Genomic DNA, 19,933 nt, shown 5'->3' on the forward strand with positions numbered 1-19,933 from the left:
GGTCGGTGAGGGTTGGGAACGCGCGGCGTGCGCGTCGCGCCTGGCGTTACTCGTGGACGTCGGCGAGAAAGTCGAGCGCGAACGCGCGCAGGTCGTCGTGCACGATCGTGCCTTCGGGCAGGCCGCCCGCTTCGAGCGTCTTGCGGCCCTTGCCGCTCAACACCAGATGCAGCGGATGACCGAGCACCGCGCCCGCCTGCAGATCGCGCAGCGAGTCGCCGACGACCGGCGTATGCGCCGGATCGATTTCGAAACGCTCGGTGATCATCTTCAGCATGCCGGGCTTCGGCTTGCGGCATTCGCAGTGGTCTTCCGCCGTGTGCGGGCAGAAGAACACCGCGTCGATGCGCGCGCCGACGGCCGCCGCCAGCCGGTGCATCTTCAGATGCATGGCGTTCAACGCGTCCATGTCGAACAGACCGCGGCCGATACCCGACTGGTTGGTCGCGATCGCGACGCGATAGCCCGCCTGGTTCAGACGCGCGATCGCCTCCAGTGCGCCGGGCAGCGCGACCCATTCGTCGGGCGACTTGATGAACGCGTCGGAATCGACGTTGATCACGCCGTCGCGGTCGAGAATGACTACTTTCTTGGTCGGCATGACGCGGGGCTCACGCAGCGAGTCGGGAAATGTCGGCCACGCAGTTCATCTGCTGATGCAGCGCGCCGAGCAAGGCCAGACGGTTGGCGCGCAACGCCGGGTCTTCGGCGTTGACCATCACGTCGTTGAAGAACGTGTCGACCGGTTCGCGCAACGCGGCGAGCGCGGTGAGCGCGCCGGTGTAGTCGCGCGCGGCCAGTTGCGACTGCACGCGCGGCGTCACCTGCTCGAGCTGCGCGTTGAGCGCCTTTTCGGCTGCTTCGGTGAAGAGCGCGGACTGCACGGCGCCGTTCGTCGCGCCGTCCGACTTCTTCAGGATGTTGGAGATGCGCTTGTTGGCCGCCGCGAGCGATGCCGCCTCGGCGAGCGACGCGAATTCGCGCACTGCGTCGAGACGCGCGACGATGTCATCCAGCCGCGTCGGATTCAGCGCCAGCACCGCGTCGATTTCGCCGGCGGCGTAGCCGCGCTCGCGCAGCAGGCCGCGCAGACGGTCCATGCTGAATTCGTAGATCGCATCGGTCGAATCGGCGACGTTCGGCACACCCGCGAATTGCGCGTACGCGGCGCGCAGCAGTTCGACGAAGTCGACCGGCAATTGCTTCTCGATCAGAATGCGCAGCACGCCGAGCGCATGACGGCGCAGCGCGAACGGGTCTTTTTCGCCGGTGGGCTGCAGGCCGATGCCCCAGATGCCGACCAGCGTTTCGAGCTTGTCGGCGAGCGCGACGACGGTGCCGGTCGCGGTCGTGGGCAGCGCATCGCCGGAGAAACGCGGCTGATAGTGCTCCGAGCACGCGAGCGCGACTTCTTCCGGCTCGCCGTCGTGGCGCGCGTAGTACGTGCCCATCGTGCCCTGCAGCTCGGGGAATTCGCCGACCATGTCGGTGATCAGGTCGGCCTTCGCGAGGCGCGCGGCGCGCTTCGCGAGCGCGACATCGGCGCCGGTCAGTCCGGCGATCGCGCCGGCCAGTCCCTCGAGCCGCTCCACGCGTTGCAGCGCCGAGCCGAGCTTGTTGTGATAGACGACGTTCGCGAGCAGCGGCACACGCTCGGCGAGCGGCTTCTTCTTGTCCTGCGTGAAGAAGAACTTCGCATCGGCCAGACGCGGACGCACCACGCGTTCATTGCCTTCGACGATTTCGTCCGGCGTTTCCGTCTCGATGTTCGACACGATCAGGAAGCGCGAGCGCAGCTTGCCGTTCGCATCGGTCAGCGCGAAATACTTCTGGTTCGTCTGCATCGTGAGGATCAGGCATTCCTGCGGCACCTGCAGGAATTCGTCCTCGAAGCGGCAGGCGTAGACGACCGGCCATTCGACCAGCGACGTCACTTCGTCGAGCAGCGCTTCGGGCATCACGACCTTGTCTTCACCGGCTTGCGCGAGCAGTTGCGAGCGGATCGCTTCCTTGCGCTCGGCGAAGCTCGCGATCACGCGGCCGCGGTGATTCAGCGTTTCCGCATACGACTGCGCGTGCTGGATCTGCACGAAGCCTTCGGACAGGAAGCGATGGCCGAGCGTGGTGTCGTCGGCGTCGATGCCGAGCGCGCTGACCGGTACGATTTCTTCGCCATGCAGTACGGTCAGCCGATGCACCGGACGCACGAACTGCACGCTCGAGCCGTCCGGGCGCTGATAGGTCATCACCTTCGGAATCGGCAGCTTCGCGAGCGTTTCGTCGAGCGCGCCTTGCAGGCCGTCGGCGAGTGTCGCGCCCGGCGCCGCGTAGCGCAGGAAGAAGGCCTCGGCCTTGCCGTCCTGCGCGCGTTCGAGATCGTTCACCGGGAAATCGGGGAAGCCGAGCGCGGCGAGCTTCTTCGCGAGCGGCGCGGTGGGCTGGCCGTCCTTATCGAGCGCGACGGAAACCGGCAGCACTTTTTCGCGCACGTGTTTTTCCGGCGCGATCGCGCGCACGTTGTGGATGGTGACCGCGAGGCGGCGCGGCGTCGCATAGCGTTCGAACGACGGCTCGCCGTCGATCAGGTCGCGCGCCGCGAGGCGCTGCGCAATGCCTTCGGCGAAGGCGTCGCCGAGACGCGCGAGCGCCTTCGGCGGCAGTTCTTCGGTCAGCAGCTCGACGAGCAGGGTAGCGTGTTGAGATTGAGTCATTGGTTGATGTTCTCGTCAGTCCTGGTCGATCTTGCGCTCGACTTTCAGCGGCGGCGCCCACGCGGGCATCGCGGCTTCCTGCTCGTCGGTGGTGAGGCCGGGCACGCCGTGCACCGGATTGCCGAGCATCGGGAAGCCGAGCTTTTCGCGCGAGTCGTAATAGGCCTGCGCGACCAGACGCGACAGCGCGCGAATCCGGCCGATATACGCCGCGCGTTCCGTGACCGAAATCGCGCCGCGCGCGTCGAGCAGGTTGAACGTGTGGCCGGCCTTCAGCACGAGCTCATAGGCGGGCAGCGCGAGCCGCGCTTCGATCATGCGCTTCGCTTCCGCTTCGTAGCTGTTGAAGAACGTGAACAGCAGATCGACGTTCGCCTGTTCGAAGTTGTACGTGGACTGCTCGACTTCATTCTGGTGATAGACGTCGCCGTAGGTCAGGCGGCGGATTTCCGGACCGTTCGGGCCTTGTTCTTCCCACTCGGTCCACACGAGGTCGTAGACGTTCTCGACCTTCTGCAGATACATCGCGAGGCGCTCGAGCCCGTAGGTGATTTCGCCGAGCACCGGCTTGCAGTCGATGCCGCCGACCTGCTGGAAATACGTGAACTGGGTCACTTCCATGCCGTTCAGCCACACTTCCCAGCCGAGGCCCCACGCGCCGAGCGTCGGGTTTTCCCAGTCGTCCTCGACGAAGCGCACGTCGTTCTGCTTCAGGTCGAAGCCGAGCGCTTCGAGCGAGCCGAGGTACAGGTCGAGGATGTTCTCCGGCGCCGGCTTCAGCACGACCTGGTACTGGTAGTAATGCTGCAGACGGTTCGGGTTCTCGCCGTAGCGGCCGTCTTTCGGGCGGCGCGACGGTTGCACATAGGCGGCGCGCCACGGCTCGGGACCGATTGCACGCAGGAACGTGTGGACGTGGGACGTGCCCGCGCCGACTTCCATGTCGATCGGCTGGAGCAACGCGCAGCCCTGCTTGTCCCAGTAGGACTGCAAGGTCAGGATGATTTGCTGAAACGTGAGCATGAAGTGCCTTTCGGGCATGGGGGCCGTGCCGCGTGCGCCGGAGCGCGCGAGGCGGCCGTGGAAGCGAAGTGCTAAAACCCGAGATTTTAGCGGAAAGGGACGGGGGCGGCCTGTTTTGCGGGGGTGGGCGGGCCGCGATGCGGTTTTTGGACGACTGAAGGGACGGGAACGGGCGCGTTGCCGCTCAGGTCGCCGCCAGCTCCGCCTTCGGTGAAAACGAATCGCTTTGCGCGATCGGCCAGTACTTCTCGAACAGCGTATAGCGATAGTTGCCTTCGAGCAGATCATTCGGTTGCAGATACTTCAGCAACTCCGACATCAGCCGCACCTCATGCGAGGACACCCGCCGCACGATGTGATGCGCGCGCAACTCCGCCGGATGCCGCAGCCCCGCCGCCTGGATGATTTCCTGCAACGCGTGCAGCGTGTTGTGATGGAAGCTGAACACGCGGTCGGCCTTGTCCGGCACCACCAGCGCGCGTTGGCGCACCGGGTCCTGGGTCGCGACGCCGGTCGGGCAGCGGCCCGTGTGGCAGGTCTGTGCCTGGATGCAGCCGACCGCGAACATGAAGCCGCGCGCCGCGTTGACCCAGTCCGCGCCGATCGCGAGCGTCCTCGCGATATCGAACGCGGTGATCATCTTGCCGCTCGCGCCGATCCGGATGCGCTGCCGCAGACCGATGCCGACCAGCGTGTTGTGCACGAGCAGCAGCCCTTCCTGCAACGGCACGCCGACGTGATCGGTGAACTCGAGCGGCGCCGCGCCGGTGCCGCCCTCGGCGCCGTCGACGACGATGAAGTCCGGCAGGATGCCGGTTTCCAGCATCGCCTTCGCGATGCCGAAGAATTCCCACGGATGCCCGATGCACAGCTTGAAGCCGGTCGGCTTGCCGCCCGACAGCGTGCGCAGCCGCTCGACGAATTCGAGCAGGCCGCGCGGCGTCGAGAACTCGGAGTGCGTCGCCGGCGAAATGCAGTCGCGGCCCATCGGCACGCCTCGTGTTTCGGCGATTTCCGGTGTGATCTTCGCGGCCGGCAGCACGCCGCCGTGGCCCGGCTTCGCGCCTTGCGACAGCTTCACCTCGATCATCTTCACCTGCGGCTCGGCGGCCTGCTTCGCGAATTTCTCCGGATTGAAGGTGCCGTCGTCGTTACGGCAGCCGAAGTAGCCCGACGCGATTTCCCAGATGATGTCGCCGCCATGTTCGCGGTGATACTTCGACATCGAGCCTTCGCCGGTGTCGTGCGCGAAGTTGCCTTTCTTCGCGCCGAGGTTCAGCGCCATGATCGCGTTCGCCGACAGCGAACCGAAGCTCATCGCCGACACGTTGAAGATCGACATCGAATAGGGCTGCGCGCGATCCGGGCCGACGACGATCCGGAAGTCGTGACCGTCGAGTCTGGTCGGCGCGAGCGAGTGGCTGATCCATTCATGCGCGGTCGCTTTCACGTCGAGCTCGGTGCCGTATGGACGGCTGTCGACGTCGTTTTTCGCGCGCTGGTAGACGATGCTGCGTTGCGCGCGCGAGAACGGCTTTTCGTCGGTGTCGTCTTCGACGAAGTACTGACGGATCTCCGGGCGGATGAATTCGAAGATGAAGCGCAGATGTCCCCACAGCGGGTAATTGCGCAGGATCGCGTGGCGCTGTTGCGTCAGGTCGAATACGCCGAGCGCGACGAGCGCGGCCGGCACGAGAATCCAGAACCACGACAGATGATGCGTCGCGGTGAGCGCGGCGCACACCGCGAACAGCGCGATTGCGCACCACATGGCCAGATAGCGTCGAGAAAACATGGGGACTCCAGTGCAGTGAGGATCGTTGCGGCGGGATCGTCCGTGCCGGTGGCGCGGGCGGCATCCATCGCGAAGGAAAACTGGCGGCCGCGGGTCGGCGTGATGCCGGGGTCAGCCTGAATTTCAGCCTCGGCCGTCCTTGCGCGCCGGCGCGTGCGCGAAGCGAGGTTCGCACGCGAAGGTGAAGCATGTGTGAACGGCTTTGGCGGAGAGGGTCGGCGGAGTGGGTTGAACGGCCCGAGCATGGCGAGCGTGCCGCAACCGCACGACTCGCCGCGCTTGCCGTTATGCATCGATCAGCGCGCGCCCAGCAGCGCCGCTTTCTGCCGCGAGGTTTGCGGCTGGCCTGGCGATTGATCTTGCGGCTGCTTTGGCGTTTGCTTCCGGGCCTCGTTTTGCGCCTGTTTGCGCCGCTGACTCCGCGTCTGTTTCTGCGGCTGGTCCGGCGGCAGTTCCGCCGGCTGCCCGGTCATCGCATGCTCGATGATGCCGCCGCCGAGGCACACGTCGCCGTCATACAGCACCGCCGACTGTCCCGGCGTGACGGCCCACTGCGCGGCGTCGAAGGTCAGCTCGAAGAGGCCCGCGCCGTCCGCCGCCGCACTGAACCTGCACGCCGCGTCCGCCTGCCGGTAGCGGGTCTTCGCGCTGCACGCGAAGCCTTCGGCCGGCGGCTCGCCCGCGACCCAGCTCGTGTTGCCCGCCGACAGCGTATGGCACAGCAGCCACGGATGGTCATGCCCCTGCGCGACGTACAGCGTGTTCGAAGGAATGTCCTTGCCGGCCACGAACCACGGGTCGCCGCTGCCGTCCTTGCTGCCGCCGAGGCCGATGCCCTTGCGCTGGCCGAACGTGTAGAACGCGAGGCCGATGTGTTCGCCGACCGTCTTGCCGTCGGTGGTTTTCATCGGGCCTGGCCTGGTCGGCAGATAGCGGTTCAGGAAGTCGCGAAACGGCCGCTCGCCGATGAAGCAGATGCCGGTCGAATCCTTCTTCTTCGCGTTCGGCAAACCGATCTGCCCGGCGATTTCGCGCACCTTCGTCTTCGGAATCTCGCCGAGCGGGAACAGCGTCTTCGACAGTTGCGCCTGGTTCAGCCGGTGCAGGAAGTACGACTGGTCTTTCGTGTGGTCGAGCGCCTTCAGCAGCTCGAAGCGGCCGTCGCGCGCGTGGTTCTGGCGCACGCGCGCATAGTGGCCGGTCGCGATGGTTTGCGCGCCGAGCGACATCGCGTGATCGAGAAAGGCCTTGAACTTGATTTCGGCGTTGCACAGCACGTCCGGATTCGGCGTGCGGCCGGCCGAGTATTCGCGCAGAAATTCGGCGAACACGCGGTCCTTGTATTCGGCCGCGAAATTGACCGCCTCGACGTCGATGCCGATCAGGTCCGCCACCGATACCACGTCGATCCAGTCCTGCCGTGTCGAGCAGTATTCGCTGTCGTCGTCGTCTTCCCAGTTCTTCATGAACAGGCCGACCACGTCGTAGCCCTGTTCCTTCAGCAGCCACGCGGTGACCGACGAATCGACGCCGCCCGACATGCCTACTACGACTTTGCGCTTGCTCATAGGGTGCTCACTGGGTGCTGCATGACTGCATGAATCGTGGGGTGGCCGTTCGTGGCGGCCGGACCGTGATGGCTCTCGCGAGGTTGGTCTAGCGCCTCGGCCCGACCGAATGCGTGTGCACGAAGCCGAGCGGGAAACGCCGGCCGGCCAGGTAATCGTCGACGCATTGCATGACGAGCGGCGTGCGATGCCGCTCGGGGCAGGCGCGCAGTTCATCGGCGCTCATCCACAGCGTGCGGACGATGTCGGCGTCGAGCGCCTGTGCCGGCTCCGGTTCGCCCCCTGCGCCGCAATAGGTGAAGCGTAAATACGTGACGCCCTCGCGGCCGGCCCGCTCGAAGTGGGTCATATACATCCCGACGAGTGCTTCGGGCACGAACGGATGCGCGGTTTCCTCGAGCGTTTCGCGGACCACCGCTTCCAGCAGCGTTTCGCCCGCCTCCAGATGACCGGCGGGCTGATTCAGGCGCAAGCCGGCGGCGGTGTGCTCCTCGACCAGCAGGAAGCGCCCGTCACGCTCGACGATCGCCGCGACGGTGACGTGCGGCAGCCAGGTTTCCGGTTTCATGGCTGCGCATTTTACCGGTTCTGGGCGCGGGCTGCCGGGCAGCGGGCAGGCGGCGAGGCCCGGCACTGGGCAAGCCGTGCGGCGATGGGTGGACGGAACAAGGCATCGGCCAAAGCCTACCGGCAAGGGGCCGGCGACACGTCGGACCTCCCGCACGGCCCGCGATTCAGCCGGCATGCGCGGCGTTGCCGTGCCCCCGCATTGCCCCCAATTTCGATGCGGCGGCGGTTTCGGTTAAAGTGAGGCCCGTTAGCCGTTGCATTTGCAAGCCGGCGTGCCTCGTCGGCCGATCTGTCGTCAAACAGGAAGTCGAGGAGGAACAACGATGCACATCGGAGTGCCAGCCGAGACGCGCGCGCATGAAACCCGCGTTGCCGCGACGCCCGAAACGGTGAAGAAGTACGTGGCTCAAGGCCATCGGGTCACGCTCCAGAACGGCGCCGGCGCCGGTGCGAGCTTTCCCGACGAAGCCTATACGGCCGTGGGCGCGGAAATCGTCGATGCCGCCACCGCGTTCGGCGCCGATCTCGTCCTCAAAGTCCAGTCCCCCACCGATCCCGAACTGCCGCTCCTGAAACGCGGCGCGACGCTCGTCGGCATGCTCGATCCGTTCAACGCCGACAACGCTGCCAAACTCGCCACCGCCGGCGTGACCGCGTTCGCGCTGGAGGCCGCGCCGCGCACGACGCGCGCGCAGAGCCTCGACGTGCTGTCGTCGCAGGCGAACATCGCCGGCTACAAGGCGGTGCTGCTCGCGGCGACGCTCTATCCGCGCTTCATGCCGATGCTGATGACCGCGGCCGGCACCGTGAAGGCCGCGCGCGTGCTGGTGCTCGGCGCGGGTGTCGCCGGCCTGCAGGCGATCGCGACCGCGAAGCGTCTCGGCGCGGTGCTCGAAGCGTCCGACGTGCGCCCAGCCGTGAAAGAGCAGATCGAATCGCTCGGCGCCAAATTTCTCGACGTTCCCTACGAAACCGACGAAGAGCGCGAGGCCGCGCAAGGCGTCGGCGGCTATGCACGGCCGATGCCGCCGTCGTGGCTCGCGCGTCAGTCGGCGCTCGTGCACGAGCGCGCGAAGCAGGCCGACGTCGTGATTTCGACCGCGCTGATTCCGGGCCGCCCCGCGCCGACGCTGATTTCGGTGGAAACCGTGCAGGCGATGAAGCCGGGCTCGGTGATCGTCGATCTCGCCGCCGGACGCGGCCAGGGAGTGGATGGAAGCGACGGCCGGCGCGGCGGCAACTGTCCGTTGACCGAAACGGACCAAGTGGTGGTGCGCCATGGCGTGCAGATCGTCGGCTATACGAATCTCGCCGCGATGGTGCCCGCCGACGCGTCGTCGCTGTATGCGCGCAATCTGCTCGACTTCCTGAAGCTGATCGTCACGAAGGAAGGCACGCTGAACATCGATCTCGCGGACGATATCGTCGCGGCCACGCTGCTGGCTCGCGATGGTCAGGTCACGCGTAAGTAACGGGAGCATGGCGATGGAAGTCATCAATCACACCGTGATCAATCTGATCATCTTCGTGCTGGCGATCTACGTCGGCTATCACGTGGTCTGGAACGTCACGCCCGCGCTGCACACACCGCTGATGGCCGTGACCAATGCGATCTCGGCGATCGTGATCGTCGGCGCGATGCTCGCGGCGGGGCTCACGGTCGGCGGCGCGGGCAAGTTCTTCGGCACGATCGCGGTCGCGCTCGCCGCCGTCAACGTGTTCGGCGGATTTCTCGTCACGCGGCGAATGCTGGAGATGTTCAAGAAGAAGGAACCGAAGAAACTTCCGGCAGCCGGTAAGGAGGGCGCGTAATGAGCCTGAACGTCGTCACGCTGCTATATCTGGTCGCGTCGGTCTGCTTCATCCAGGCGCTCAAGGGGCTGTCGAATCCGAAGACCGCGCGCGTCGGCAATACCTTCGGCATGGTCGGGATGGCGATCGCGATCCTCACGACCCTCGCGCTGATCTCGAAGCAGGCCGCCGCGCTCGGCTCCAATCTCGGTCTCGGGCTCGGCCTGCTGCTGTTCGGGCTGGTGGTCGGCGGCGCGGTGGGCGCGTTCGTCGCCGCGCGCGTCGAGATGACGAAGATGCCCGAACTCGTCGCGGCGATGCACTCGCTGATCGGTCTCGCGGCCGTGTGCATCGCGTATGCGGTCGTGTCGGAGCCGGCCGCGTTCGGCCTCGTCGATCCCGACAATCCGGTTCCGGGCTTCCTGCCGTACGGCAACCGCATCGAGCTGTTCATCGGCACGTTCGTCGGCGCGATCACGTTCTCCGGCTCGGTGATCGCGTTCGGCAAGCTGTCCGGCAAGTACAAGTTCCGGCTGTTTCAGGGCGCGCCGGTCGTGTATGGCGGCCAGCATCTGCTCAACCTGATGCTCGCGATCGCGATGATCGGCTTCGGCATCCTCTTCTTCCTCACGCAGTCGTGGTTGCCGTTCATCATCATGACGATCATCGCGTTCGTGCTCGGCGTGCTGATCATCATTCCGATCGGCGGCGCGGACATGCCGGTGGTCGTGTCGATGCTGAATTCGTACTCGGGCTGGGCGGCGGCGGGCATCGGCTTCTCGCTGAACAATCCGATGCTGATCATCGCGGGCTCGCTGGTGGGCTCGTCGGGCGCGATCCTGTCGTACATCATGTGTCGCGCGATGAACCGCTCGTTCTTCAACGTGATTCTCGGCGGCTTCGGCAACGAGCCGGGTGCGGCCGTGGCCGGCGCGGCCGAGCAGCGTCCGGTGAAATCGGGTTCGGCCGATGATGCGTCGTTCATGCTCGGCAACGCCGAAACCGTCGTGATCGTGCCGGGCTACGGCCTCGCGGTCGCGCGCGCGCAGCATGCGCTGAAGGAATTGACCGACAAGCTCGTCGAGAAGGGCATCGAGGTGAAGTACGCGATTCACCCGGTGGCCGGACGGATGCCGGGCCATATGAACGTGCTGCTCGCCGAAGCCGAAGTGCCGTACGACATGGTGTACGAGATGGAGGACATCAACGGCGAGTTCGGTCAGGTCGACGTGGTGCTCGTGCTCGGTGCGAACGACGTCGTGAATCCGGCCGCGAAGAACGATCCGAAGTCGCCGATCGCTGGGATGCCGATCATCGAGGCGTACAAGGCGCGCACGGTGATCGTCAACAAGCGCTCGATGGCGGCGGGCTACGCCGGGCTCGACAACGACCTGTTCTATATGGACAAGACGATGATGGTGTTCGGCGATGCGAAGAAGGTGATCGAGGATATGGTCAAGGCGGTGGAGTGAGTTTGCCGGCGGCGGGGGCGCGGCGCCGCCGCTTCCCGCGGTTTTTCCGCGCCCTATCTCGGCTTCGCGTTCACGTGCCGCAGCAGGTCCGCGAGCCGCCTGCCTTCCTGATCCGGATAAGTTTCGAGTACTTCGAGATCGCGGATTTTCTCGAGCCCGAAATTGCGGAAGTCGCCGCGCAATTCGCACCATGCGCCGAGCGTCCAGCGCGCGCCCCAGTACGCGAGCGCGAGCGGCCAGACGCGCCGCTCGGTCCCGGCGCCGTTCGCATCGGTGTAGGCGAAGCGCACCACCTGACGTGCGTCGATCGCGCGATGCAGCGTGTCGAGCTGCGCCGAGAAATCCCCCTTGATGTGAAACGACGGCGCGAAGATCGCGAGCCGTTCGAGCGTCGCGCGCTTGTCGGCCGGCATCGCCGAGGCGATCTTCGCGAGCGCCCCGCGCGCGCCGCTTGCGAAGCCCGCGCCGCCCCACGATTCGAGCATGCGCGCGCCGGCCGCGAGCGCGGCGAGTTCGTCGGCGGTGAAGGTGAGCGGCGGCAGGCTCGCCGAGCGGGACAGCCGGTAGCCGATGCCCGCTTCGCCTTCGATCGGCACCCCCGACAGTTGCAGATCGCGCACGTCGCGATAGACCGTGCGCAACGACACGTTGAGCCATTCGGCCAGTTGCTGCGCGGTGGTCAGACGCCGGCCGCGCAGCAGTTCGGCGATCTGGAACAGGCGGTCGGCGCGGCGCGTCATCGTGGGCGTCGGGTAGAGGAGGAGGGGAGCGGTCCCGCGATGATAGCGCCGCATGCCCATCCGCTGCTCAGCCGTCCCGGCTGCCGTCAATCGCCATCAACCATTGGTCCGCGAATGCAGGCCGAGGCGGTTGCCTTCGGTATCGGTGAAGAACGCGATGTAGCCGATATCCTGCGGCAGCTTGATGACCGGTCCATTGGTCTTGCCGCCGGCCTCTTCGATGCGCGCAAGGGCCGCGTCGACGGTGGGCTGTGCGTTCAGGTAGACGATCACGCCGTCGTCGGCGGGTGTCATCGACGGGCTATGGACGATCGCGCCGCCGGTGGCCGGCTCCTCGTAGCCGAACACGGCGATCGGCTGGCCGCCGAATTCCTGGCGGTTCAGTTTAGTGTCGAGCGCGGCTTCGTAAAAGCGCACCGCGCGGTCGAAATCGACGGACGGAATTTCGAACCAGGCAACGACTTTGGGCAATGCGGACATGACGTTCTCCTTCGGTTTGGCAGTAGGCCGGGCAAGTGCCGGATGGCGTGAGAAGGAGTGTGCGGGGGTGCTACTGACAGCGTGGTGGCAGTAGGGTGGGTTACGACCGCTTCACGCCTCCTTCGTCATCGCGATCAAAACCCCAGTCAACGCCGCCGCGACCACCCGCATCGCGGGCATCGCGACCATGCCGGCGAAGGCGGTGCCTTGCGCCGCGGACAACGGCGAAGAGAACATGGTTTTACTCGAAGCCAAAAAACTCGACGGGGTTGTCGACCAGCAACAAGCGGCGCTGTTGCTCGTCCGGCACGATCTGCGCGATCAGGTCGGTGAGGTCGCCGTCGTCGGGCATCGGACCGTGCAGATTGACGTGCGGCCAGTCGCTGCCCCACAGCACACGCTGCGGCGCATGCGCGGCGAGACTGTGCGCGACCGGCAGCACGTCGTGAAACGGCGTGCCGGTCTGCGACAGACGGTCGGCGGCGCTGAGCTTCACCCACACGCGGCCGCTGTCCATCAGGCGGCGCAGCGCGTTCATCGCCGCGCCATCCGGACCATCGGCGATGTCGAGGCGCGCCATATGGTCGATCACGACGGGCATGTCGAGCGACAGGATGAACGGCGCGTACTCGACGATATCGTTGCCGGCCACGTGGATCGCCACGTGCCAGCCGAACGGCCGGATCTTTGCCACGACGTTGCGGATCACGTCGAGATCGGTGCGGCCGCCGAGATGCGCGAGAAAGTGAAAGCGCGCGCCGCACACGCCGGCCGCGGCGAACTCGGCGATCCGCGAGTCGGGGTCCGTCGGCCGCACCAGCGCGACGCCGCGATAGCGGCCCGCGCCATCACGCAGCGCGTCGAGCAGCGGCCGATGATCGAAGCCGTGCCCCTGGCTTTGCACGATCACCGCGCGGCTGAAGCCGAAGCGCTCGTGCCATGTGCGCAACGCGGTTTCGGGTGCGAGCGCGGGGTTGAAGCTGCGATCGTCGGGCAGCGGATAGCGGTCGAACGGTCCGTAGATGTGGCAGTGCGAGTCGCAGCTGCCGGGCGGCAATTGCAGTAGCGGCGTGCGCGGATGAGCGAGCGGCGCGTCGGAAGTCTTCAGAGGCTGGGTCATGGCTGCGCTCCTCAACCGCAACGCACGGTCATGCCGCCGTCGACGATCACCTCGGTGCCGGTCACGAAACGCGCTTCATCCGATGCGAGGTACAACGCCGCGTTCGCGGTGTCGCGGCCATCGCCCATGAAGCCGAGTGGAATTCGCGCGAGACGTTGCTTGAGCAGCGCATCGACGTCGCCGCCCGCGCGCTGGCCGGCGAGGCGCGCCTCGACCATCGGCGTGTGCAATTGACCCGGCACCACCGTGTTCACGCGAATCCCCTTACCTGCATATTCGACCGCGACGACGCGCGACAACTGGATCACGCCGGCCTTCGACGCCGCATACGCGACCTGCGCGGCACCGGTCCAGCGAATGCCGGAGGTCGATGCGGTGTTGACGATCGCGCCCGCGCGCTGGGCTTCCATCACGGGTAAGACATGCTTGCAGGTCAGGTACACGCTTTTCAGATTCAGCGCGATCTGCGCATCCCATTTGTCTTCATCGAGCGCGACCGGGCCGCCCGCCGCCGAGCCGCCGACGTTGTTGACGAGAATGTCCACGTGGCCATAGATTTTGACGCAGCCTTCGACCATGCGCGCGACCGCTTCGCTATCGGTCACGTCGCATGCGGCGGCCATGACTTCCCCGCCGACCGCGCGCACGCGCTCGAGCGTTTCCTGCATCGCGTCGAGATTGCGATCGACCGCATAGATCTTCGCGCCTTCCTCGGCAAAGCGCACCGCCACCGCGCGCCCATTGCCCCAGCCGGGCCCGACGCAGCCCGCGCCCGTCACGATGGCTACCTTGTTGTCGAGTCGTTTGCTCATCTGCTTCATTCTCCGGGTTCGTTCGGCACGCCCGCGGGCTGTGCCACCTGAAAGACGTTGATCGTCATCGAGATCAACGTGTAGTAGCCGGCCGGTCCGACCCGATCGATCACGCCCGCTTCGCCGAGCCGTTCGACCGCTTCGGCATGGCGCGCATCCGACCGCTTGCCTCCGCTCGGACATCGAGCCGGTAGTTATTGGCTTACCCGCTTCGCAAACGTCGAAATGGCGTCGGCCATGGCCCTGGGCTGTTCGGGCGCCATTGCGTGCCCCGCGTTCGGCAACACGACCACCGTCACGCGGTCACCAAGCATGTTCTCGAGCACTTGCGAGAACCGCCGGGGAGCCACCGCATCGTTCTCGCCCTGCAGGTCGAGAATCGGTGCTGTACCGGCGGCGAAGTAGTCGTCGACCGGTGTGGTGTTACGAGCATGCCCCTCTGCCTCGAGGGTTTCCGGATACCAGCCCTCCAGCCACACGCGAGGGTCGTTTCCGGGCGCGAAAAACGCCTTCTTCAGGTACTGAAGCCGTTGTGCTTCCGGAAGCTCGAGGTTTCCCGCACCGTCGATCGCTTCGCGCATCTCCGCGCTGATGGGCTTCCCGGTGATACCCGGAGGAACCTTGCCCGCTGACCCGGCCGCTACAACGACGCCCTTTACAAGGTCGGGACGATCCGCTGCCAGTTGACGCGCGGCGAAGTTGCCCCAGGCATGTCCGACGACGACGACAGGGCCGGCATGCTTCTGGTCGATTACCATCGCCACGTCAGCCGCAAAGTCGTGGACGCTCAGGTTTTCCATCGGGCCCTTGCTCTTGCCGATTCCGCGCGGTTCGGGGCGCAGCACGCGGAAGCCATCGGCCACGAGGTACTGGGCGACCTGGTCATAGTCGCGCGCCGAACGCCCCAACGACGGAAGAATGACGATGGTCGGCCCCTTGCCTTGGGTCAGCACTTCGATCTGGACGTTGCCGTGTTTGACGACTTCGTCGGTGACGTGAGCTGAGCCCGTCGCCGCGAAACAGCTCACAGACACTGTGAAGAGAACTGCAGCGAGACGACATTTTGCGAATTTCATTAACGTTTCCCGAAAACTTATAAACGCGTTGAATCTGCGACAGCATTCGCCGTCACTGTCCGCGTATCTCGTGTGCGAAGCACGCTATGGCCTGCCCCATACCATGAGGCTGCTCCGGGCCATTGCGTGTCAGGGAGTTAGCGACGATTTAGAGCGTCACCCGATTTCCGGACATCGAGTCGTTTTGCTCATGTAGCTCATTCTTCGAGTTCGTTCGGCACGCCCGCGGGCTGTGCCACCCGAAAGACGTTGATCGTCATCGAGATCAACGTGTAGTAACCGGCCAGTCCGACCAGATCGATCACGCCCGCTTCGCCGAGCCGTTCGACCGCTTCGGCATAGCGCGCATCCGACACCTTGCGGTCGCGATGCAGTTCGGTCAGGAACGCGTGGACCACGGCTTCGTCGGGCTGCGAGAAAACCGGCTGCGCATGCGTGCGAATCGCTTCGACCACCTCGGGGCTCACGCCCGCTTCGAGCGCGATCGGCTTGTGCGCATACCATTCGTATTCCGAGCCCCAGACGCGGGCCAGCGTCAGAATCGCGAGTTCCGACAGGCGCGGCGGCAGCGTCGTTTCATAGCGGCAATAGCGGCCCAGTGCCTGCGCGTGCTGCGCCAGTTCCGGACGATGCAGCCAGACGGCGAGCGGACCGCGTACGCCCTTGCGTGGGCCGCCGGCGATCGTGTCGTAGACGCCGCGCTGCGCCGGGGTCATCTGATCGGGATCGAGATCGGCGATGCGTTTCATCGAAGTTCCTTGTTGAGCATGAGATGCATGAAGTGAGCGGACGTCGCCGCTATTTCGTGGATGACCGGTTCGACGCGAGCGCGGCGGCGCGCGTTTCGCGACTGTCTTGCGGGCGATGCACTCCGTGCCACGCGCGAAAAGCGTCGGCGTCGAACGCGTGTTCCCATTTCGCCAGTGCGATCACGGCGACCGTGTTGCCGATCATGTTGGTGAGCGCCGTCGCGGTCGCCATCAGACGGTCGATGCCGAACAGCAGCCCGAGCCCGCCCAACGGCAGCACGCGCAGCGATTCCATCGTCGCGGCGAGCTTGATGAACGCGCCGCCCGCGACGGTCGTGCCGCCCTTCGAGGTCAGCATCAGCACACCGAGCAGCGCGATCTGCTGGGCGATCGAGAACGGCGTATCGGTCGCCTGCGCGATGAAGCCGACCGACATCGCCATATAGATTCCAGTGCCGTCGAGATTGAAGCTGTAGCCGGCCGGCAGCACGAAGCCGACCACCATCTCGTCGCAGCCCGCCTGCTGCAGCTTCTGCACGAGACGCGGAAACGCCACTTCGCCCGAGGCCGTGCCGAACACCAGCAGCAGTTCCTCGCGAATCAGGCGCAGCACCGCGAAGATCGACACGCCGCACGACGCGGTGATACCGCCGAACACGATCAGCACGAAGCCGATCGAGCCGGCCCAGTAGAGCAGCACGAGCTTCATCAGATACAGCATGGTGGCGCCGCCGTAGTTGCCCACCGCGGCGGCCATCGCGCCGAATGCGCCGATGGGTGCGAGCCGCATGATGAAGCCGAGAATCGTGAACAGCACGCGCTGCGCCTCGCCGACGCCGCGTAGCAGCACCGAATCGCGGCCGACCGACAGGTTCAGCGCGATACCCGCGAGGATCGCGATGAACAGCACCTGCAGGATGTTGCCGGTCGCGAATGCGCCGACGAGCGTGGTCGGCACGATGCCGAGCAGAAAATCGCCGACCGACATATGCGCGGCCGATTCCGCGAACTGCGCGATCTTGCCGGTGCTTTCGAGGTGCACCGCATGCATGCCGACACCGGGCTTGAACACGTTGACGAGCACGAGGCCCACGAACAGCGCGAGCGTGCTGACCACCTCGAAGTAGATCAGCGTCTTCGCGCCGAGCCGGCCCAGCTTGCGCATGTCCTGCACGTGCGACATGCCGTGCACGACGGTGCAGAACACGATCGGCGCGAGCAGCATGCGCAAGAGTCCGATGAAGGCGTCGCCGAGCGGTTTCATCGCGATCGCGGTGGCCGGTGCGACGATGCCGACCAGCACCGCGAGCATGAGCGCGAGCAGCACCTGGACGTGCAGCTTCCTGAGTTGTGTCATCCCTGTCTCCGTTGTCTGTTCTTCGCTACCGTTTGCCGCCTCGGCTCGGATGCGGCCGTGGCGAGTCGTGCCGTCAGTAGCTGCTGCGCCGATATGGCACATAAATGTTGAAAGTCCTGATGCCGCATCCGCACGGGCGGCCGATTTGCGCGGCGAGTGCCGAAGTGGCCGGTGAATCGAATGCGACAAAAATCCATACGGTTTCGTCATCCTCGACGAAGCCGCGCAGTTGCAGCAGATCCTCGCGTGCGGCAAGCGCTTCACGCACGGCCGCGACGATCGATTCCGCCGATGCCGCGCCAACGCTCAGCGGTACGCTCATCGCAACCAGGCGGCTGACCGTGTCCGGATCCTGTTGTGCTTCTGCGTGCCCGTCGAGCGCGACCGCCACGACGCGCGAGCGGCCCACCGTGCGCGGCAGCAGACGCTTGCTCCACGGCGTCGATTGCGAGCCGGACACGCTGCGGTACGCGTCGCTATCGAGCGCGTCGAGCGACGCGAGGTCGTACAGCGCCATCCAGCGCGGCCAGCCCTCCACGCAGGTCCAGCGCGACGCCGACACGAATCCCGGCAGCGCGAGGCGCTGCGGAAAATGCTCGGTGTCGTACCAGTCGTTGAACTCCTCTTCGAGCGAGGCCGGCGGCTCCATCGACACCATCAGCAGTGCGCTCCGGGCGTCGTGGCTCATCGATTGTCTCCATCGATAAACGCTTCGATTCTGTCGAGCACTTGCGCGGGCTTTTGCACGGCCATCAGGTGACCGGCCGGCACCGTGTCGAACGCGCTGCCGGCAATGAGCGCGGCTTGCGCGGCAACGCGCGCGGGCGGCCGTTGCAGATCGTGCTCTCCGGCGAGCAGCAGGCACGGACAGCGCAAGGCCGGCAACTGCGCACGCAGATCGACGTCGCTGAGCGCGTCGTTCGCGAGCGCATAGCAGACGGGATCGTTGGCGAGCAGGCGCGCTCGATAAGCACGATAGGCATCGAGCGCGCGCGGGTCGTCGCGCAACACCGGTGGCCAGGACTGATCGAGCGTGCTGTCGACGATCGCGCGCATGCCGTGGACTCTGGCCCGCTCAGCGCGCTCGCGCAGATAGCCGCGGCGCGACGGATCGACGTCGAGGGCCGGCGCGCACATCACGATGCCTGCGACGCGTGCCGGATAGCGCGCCGCGAAGTCCACCGCGATCGCCGCGCCCGCGGCGGCCGCGACGAGCCAGCACGGTTCGTACAACGAGAGTGCGTCGAGCAGCGTGCGCAGATCGTCCACGTGATCGGCGAGCGAGAACGGCGCGCGGACCTTTTCCGACTCGCCATGTCCGCGCTGATCGTAGCGAAGGACGCGGCGCGATGCGTTCGACGTAGACACGATGGCGTCCCAACTCGCGATGCTTCCGCCCAGCTCATGAATCAACACGACCGTGCCGGCAGCCGACGATTCCACTGCCGCTGCCGTGAGCACGTAGTGAAGGCTGAGTCCGCAGGCGTCGATCCATGCCGCTTCGCTATCTTTCGACGCGAGCGCGGCAGGAGGCTCTGAAAGCACGTTCATGAAAGGCTGTCTCCGTTTTTTAATACTGTGCCCCGAGCGCGGGCTATTGACAAAAACCTTTTTTCGATGGAAAGCTATGCTGCAAAAGCATAGCTGCGAGGGTGGGCGCGCGGCATGACCGGAGACGATCATCGAAATCAAGGAACTGCGTTCGTTCGTACACATCGCGCGAGTGGGCAGCTTCAGCCGCGCGGCCGCCGAGTTGTACGTCGCGCAGCCGGCGTTGAGCCGGCAGATCGCCAAGCTCGAAGAAGAACTCGGCACCGCGCTGTTCGTGCGCCACGGACGCGGCGTGCGGTTGACGAGCGGCGGCGCGCAGTTGCTCGAACGCGCGGAGATGATCATCAACTTCGTCGCGCAGACGGGCGAGCATGTGCGCGCGTCGACCGATCGGCTGAGCGGACATATCGCGCTCGGCATGCCGCCTGCGATCGGCGTGCGCGTATCGGCGCCGATCGTCGAGGCGTTTCGCGCGCGCTGGCCCGCGGTCGGGCTGCATATCCGCGAAGGGCTCAGCAGCTCGTTGCAGGAATGGCTGCTCGACCGGCGCGTCGATCTCGCGATCGTCTACAACCAGCCCGCGCTCGAAGCATTCGATGTGCTGCCGCTGTGCAGCGAAGCAATGGTGATCGTCGGTCCGCCCGACGATACCGTGATCGAACGACGCGGCGGCGAGCCGCTGCGCATTCGCGATCTCGCCGAATTGCCGCTGATCGTGCCGGGTTTTCCGCATGCGAACCGGCGCGTGCTCGAACAGGCGGCCGTGCAGCACGGCGTGCATCTGCGCGTCATGCTCGAAGTGGACAGCGTCACGCTGACCAAGGCGCTCGTGAATCGCGGCCTCGGCTACTCGCTGCTGACCTACACGGCCATTCAGGAAGAAGTCGAGCGCGGCGATCTGCGGGCGCTGCCGATCGAGCGGCCGTCGATCCGCTCGATCGTGTCGCTCGCGACACTGCGTGAACAGCGTGCCTCGCGACTCGTGCGCGCGATGGCCGACGTGGTGCGGGACAACGTGCGCGAGCTGGTGGTCGACGGCCCATGGAAGGGCTACGTCACGTGGCTCGGCGATAGCGAACTGAGCGCGACGCGCATGACACACGACGAATAGCTTCGCG

General features: G+C 65.8%; 20 protein-coding genes. 4 read left to right on the forward strand and 16 right to left on the reverse strand.

What is annotated here, in order from left to right:
• Positions 1 to 46 precede the first annotated feature (46 nt).
• The 6 genes from gmhB to QM685_RS32930 form a co-directional block, all read right to left on the reverse strand.
• A complete protein-coding gene (gene gmhB, locus QM685_RS32905; protein WP_415123393.1) occupies positions 47 to 601 on the reverse strand; it encodes a D-glycero-beta-D-manno-heptose 1,7-bisphosphate 7-phosphatase in 555 nt (184 codons plus the stop codon).
• A gap of 10 nt (positions 602 to 611) precedes the next feature.
• Complete coding sequence (glyS, locus tag QM685_RS32910; RefSeq protein WP_415123395.1) at positions 612 to 2,711, reverse strand: glycine--tRNA ligase subunit beta; 2,100 nt, start codon at positions 2,709 to 2,711, stop codon at positions 612 to 614.
• 15 nt (positions 2,712 to 2,726) lie between these two features.
• Entirely contained in the window at positions 2,727 to 3,734 is a 1,008-nt protein-coding gene (gene glyQ, locus QM685_RS32915; protein WP_415123397.1) for a glycine--tRNA ligase subunit alpha, read from the reverse strand.
• A gap of 184 nt (positions 3,735 to 3,918) precedes the next feature.
• Positions 3,919 to 5,529, reverse strand: a complete 1,611-nt coding sequence (locus tag QM685_RS32920) for an FMN-binding glutamate synthase family protein (protein ID WP_415123399.1) — start codon at positions 5,527 to 5,529, stop codon at positions 3,919 to 3,921.
• A 296-nt stretch (positions 5,530 to 5,825) separates the two neighbouring features.
• Positions 5,826 to 7,097 carry a tRNA 2-thiouridine(34) synthase MnmA gene (gene mnmA / locus QM685_RS32925; RefSeq protein WP_415123401.1) on the reverse strand — a complete coding sequence of 424 codons (1,272 nt, stop codon included), beginning with the start codon at positions 7,095 to 7,097 and terminating at the stop codon, positions 5,826 to 5,828.
• Positions 7,098 to 7,185: 88 nt separating this feature from the next.
• Positions 7,186 to 7,665 carry an NUDIX hydrolase gene (locus QM685_RS32930; protein WP_415123403.1) on the reverse strand — a complete coding sequence of 160 codons (480 nt, stop codon included), beginning with the start codon at positions 7,663 to 7,665 and terminating at the stop codon, positions 7,186 to 7,188.
• A gap of 325 nt (positions 7,666 to 7,990) precedes the next feature.
• Between QM685_RS32930 and QM685_RS32935 the strand changes: the two genes are divergently transcribed.
• The 3 genes from QM685_RS32935 to QM685_RS32945 are packed head-to-tail and all read left to right on the forward strand — an operon-like array spanning position 7,991 to position 10,930.
• Positions 7,991 to 9,139 (forward strand): Re/Si-specific NAD(P)(+) transhydrogenase subunit alpha, encoded by a 1,149-nt coding sequence (locus QM685_RS32935; protein ID WP_415123405.1) that lies wholly within the window; start codon positions 7,991 to 7,993, stop codon positions 9,137 to 9,139.
• 13 nt (positions 9,140 to 9,152) lie between these two features.
• The gene (locus QM685_RS32940) at positions 9,153 to 9,479 is read left to right on the forward strand and encodes an NAD(P) transhydrogenase subunit alpha (RefSeq protein ID WP_415123407.1); all 327 of its coding nucleotides are present in this window, start codon (positions 9,153 to 9,155) and stop codon (positions 9,477 to 9,479) included.
• Entirely contained in the window at positions 9,479 to 10,930 is a 1,452-nt protein-coding gene (locus QM685_RS32945; protein WP_415123409.1) for an NAD(P)(+) transhydrogenase (Re/Si-specific) subunit beta, read from the forward strand. Before QM685_RS32940 ends, QM685_RS32945 begins: the two co-directional genes overlap by 1 nt.
• A gap of 53 nt (positions 10,931 to 10,983) precedes the next feature.
• On the opposite strand, the gene QM685_RS32950 is transcribed toward QM685_RS32945, so the two are convergent.
• The 10 genes from QM685_RS32950 to QM685_RS32995 form a co-directional block, all read right to left on the reverse strand.
• Entirely contained in the window at positions 10,984 to 11,724 is a 741-nt protein-coding gene (locus QM685_RS32950; protein ID WP_415123411.1) for a helix-turn-helix transcriptional regulator, read from the reverse strand.
• Between the two features lie 42 nt (positions 11,725 to 11,766).
• Positions 11,767 to 12,150 carry a VOC family protein gene (locus QM685_RS32955; RefSeq protein ID WP_415123413.1) on the reverse strand — a complete coding sequence of 128 codons (384 nt, stop codon included), beginning with the start codon at positions 12,148 to 12,150 and terminating at the stop codon, positions 11,767 to 11,769.
• A 111-nt stretch (positions 12,151 to 12,261) separates the two neighbouring features.
• On the reverse strand, positions 12,262 to 12,387 hold the full coding sequence (locus QM685_RS32960) for a hypothetical protein (RefSeq protein WP_415123415.1): 126 nt from the start codon (positions 12,385 to 12,387) through the stop codon (positions 12,262 to 12,264).
• 4 nt (positions 12,388 to 12,391) lie between these two features.
• Positions 12,392 to 13,270, reverse strand: coding sequence for an amidohydrolase family protein (locus tag QM685_RS32965; RefSeq protein WP_415123417.1), 879 nt, complete (start codon positions 13,268 to 13,270; stop codon positions 12,392 to 12,394).
• An 11-nt stretch (positions 13,271 to 13,281) separates the two neighbouring features.
• A complete protein-coding gene (locus QM685_RS32970) occupies positions 13,282 to 14,082 on the reverse strand; it encodes an SDR family NAD(P)-dependent oxidoreductase (protein ID WP_415123419.1) in 801 nt (266 codons plus the stop codon).
• 194 nt (positions 14,083 to 14,276) lie between these two features.
• Entirely contained in the window at positions 14,277 to 15,158 is an 882-nt protein-coding gene (locus QM685_RS32975) for an alpha/beta fold hydrolase (RefSeq protein ID WP_415123421.1), read from the reverse strand.
• A 197-nt stretch (positions 15,159 to 15,355) separates the two neighbouring features.
• Positions 15,356 to 15,907, reverse strand: coding sequence for a carboxymuconolactone decarboxylase family protein (locus tag QM685_RS32980; protein ID WP_415123423.1), 552 nt, complete (start codon positions 15,905 to 15,907; stop codon positions 15,356 to 15,358).
• A 49-nt stretch (positions 15,908 to 15,956) separates the two neighbouring features.
• Positions 15,957 to 17,264, reverse strand: a complete 1,308-nt coding sequence (locus QM685_RS32985; RefSeq protein WP_415123425.1) for a cation:dicarboxylate symporter family transporter — start codon at positions 17,262 to 17,264, stop codon at positions 15,957 to 15,959.
• 73 nt (positions 17,265 to 17,337) lie between these two features.
• Positions 17,338 to 17,952, reverse strand: coding sequence for a hypothetical protein (locus QM685_RS32990; RefSeq protein ID WP_415123427.1), 615 nt, complete (start codon positions 17,950 to 17,952; stop codon positions 17,338 to 17,340).
• The gene (locus QM685_RS32995) at positions 17,949 to 18,815 is read right to left on the reverse strand and encodes an alpha/beta fold hydrolase (RefSeq protein WP_415123429.1); all 867 of its coding nucleotides are present in this window, start codon (positions 18,813 to 18,815) and stop codon (positions 17,949 to 17,951) included. The genes QM685_RS32990 and QM685_RS32995 overlap by 4 nt, the downstream gene beginning before the upstream one ends.
• A gap of 145 nt (positions 18,816 to 18,960) precedes the next feature.
• Here QM685_RS32995 and QM685_RS33000 point away from each other — a divergent pair, with 145 nt between their 5' ends.
• A complete protein-coding gene (locus QM685_RS33000; RefSeq protein ID WP_415123443.1) occupies positions 18,961 to 19,926 on the forward strand; it encodes a LysR substrate-binding domain-containing protein in 966 nt (321 codons plus the stop codon).
• Positions 19,927 to 19,933 lie beyond the last annotated feature (7 nt).

This window comes from Paraburkholderia sp. (assembly GCF_047605525.1).
GTDB lineage: Bacteria > Pseudomonadota > Gammaproteobacteria > Burkholderiales > Burkholderiaceae > Paraburkholderia.

Excerpts from the sequence above, each read along its gene's own strand:
- QM685_RS32965 (WP_415123417.1), bottom strand. The coding sequence starts at position 13,270 with ATGACCCAGCCTCTGAAGACTTCCGACGCGCCGCTCGCTCATCCGCGC.
- QM685_RS32930 (WP_415123403.1), bottom strand. The coding sequence starts at position 7,665 with ATGAAACCGGAAACCTGGCTGCCGCACGTCACCGTCGCGGCGATCGTC.
- glyQ (WP_415123397.1), bottom strand. The coding sequence starts at position 3,734 with ATGCTCACGTTTCAGCAAATCATCCTGACCTTGCAGTCCTACTGGGAC.
- QM685_RS32920 (WP_415123399.1), bottom strand. The coding sequence starts at position 5,529 with ATGTTTTCTCGACGCTATCTGGCCATGTGGTGCGCAATCGCGCTGTTC.
- QM685_RS32970 (WP_415123419.1), bottom strand. The coding sequence starts at position 14,082 with ATGAGCAAACGACTCGACAACAAGGTAGCCATCGTGACGGGCGCGGGC.
- QM685_RS32945 (WP_415123409.1), top strand. The coding sequence starts at position 9,479 with ATGAGCCTGAACGTCGTCACGCTGCTATATCTGGTCGCGTCGGTCTGC.
- QM685_RS32990 (WP_415123427.1), bottom strand. The coding sequence starts at position 17,952 with ATGAGCCACGACGCCCGGAGCGCACTGCTGATGGTGTCGATGGAGCCG.
- gmhB (WP_415123393.1), bottom strand. The coding sequence starts at position 601 with ATGCCGACCAAGAAAGTAGTCATTCTCGACCGCGACGGCGTGATCAAC.
- QM685_RS32955 (WP_415123413.1), bottom strand. The coding sequence starts at position 12,150 with ATGTCCGCATTGCCCAAAGTCGTTGCCTGGTTCGAAATTCCGTCCGTC.
- QM685_RS32985 (WP_415123425.1), bottom strand. The coding sequence starts at position 17,264 with ATGACACAACTCAGGAAGCTGCACGTCCAGGTGCTGCTCGCGCTCATG.
- mnmA (WP_415123401.1), bottom strand. The coding sequence starts at position 7,097 with ATGAGCAAGCGCAAAGTCGTAGTAGGCATGTCGGGCGGCGTCGATTCG.
- QM685_RS32940 (WP_415123407.1), top strand. The coding sequence starts at position 9,153 with ATGGAAGTCATCAATCACACCGTGATCAATCTGATCATCTTCGTGCTG.
- glyS (WP_415123395.1), bottom strand. The coding sequence starts at position 2,711 with ATGACTCAATCTCAACACGCTACCCTGCTCGTCGAGCTGCTGACCGAA.
- QM685_RS32935 (WP_415123405.1), top strand. The coding sequence starts at position 7,991 with ATGCACATCGGAGTGCCAGCCGAGACGCGCGCGCATGAAACCCGCGTT.
- QM685_RS32960 (WP_415123415.1), bottom strand. The coding sequence starts at position 12,387 with ATGTTCTCTTCGCCGTTGTCCGCGGCGCAAGGCACCGCCTTCGCCGGC.
- QM685_RS32975 (WP_415123421.1), bottom strand. The coding sequence starts at position 15,158 with ATGAAATTCGCAAAATGTCGTCTCGCTGCAGTTCTCTTCACAGTGTCT.
- QM685_RS32950 (WP_415123411.1), bottom strand. The coding sequence starts at position 11,724 with ATGCGGCGCTATCATCGCGGGACCGCTCCCCTCCTCCTCTACCCGACG.
- QM685_RS32995 (WP_415123429.1), bottom strand. The coding sequence starts at position 18,815 with ATGAACGTGCTTTCAGAGCCTCCTGCCGCGCTCGCGTCGAAAGATAGC.
- QM685_RS32980 (WP_415123423.1), bottom strand. The coding sequence starts at position 15,907 with ATGAAACGCATCGCCGATCTCGATCCCGATCAGATGACCCCGGCGCAG.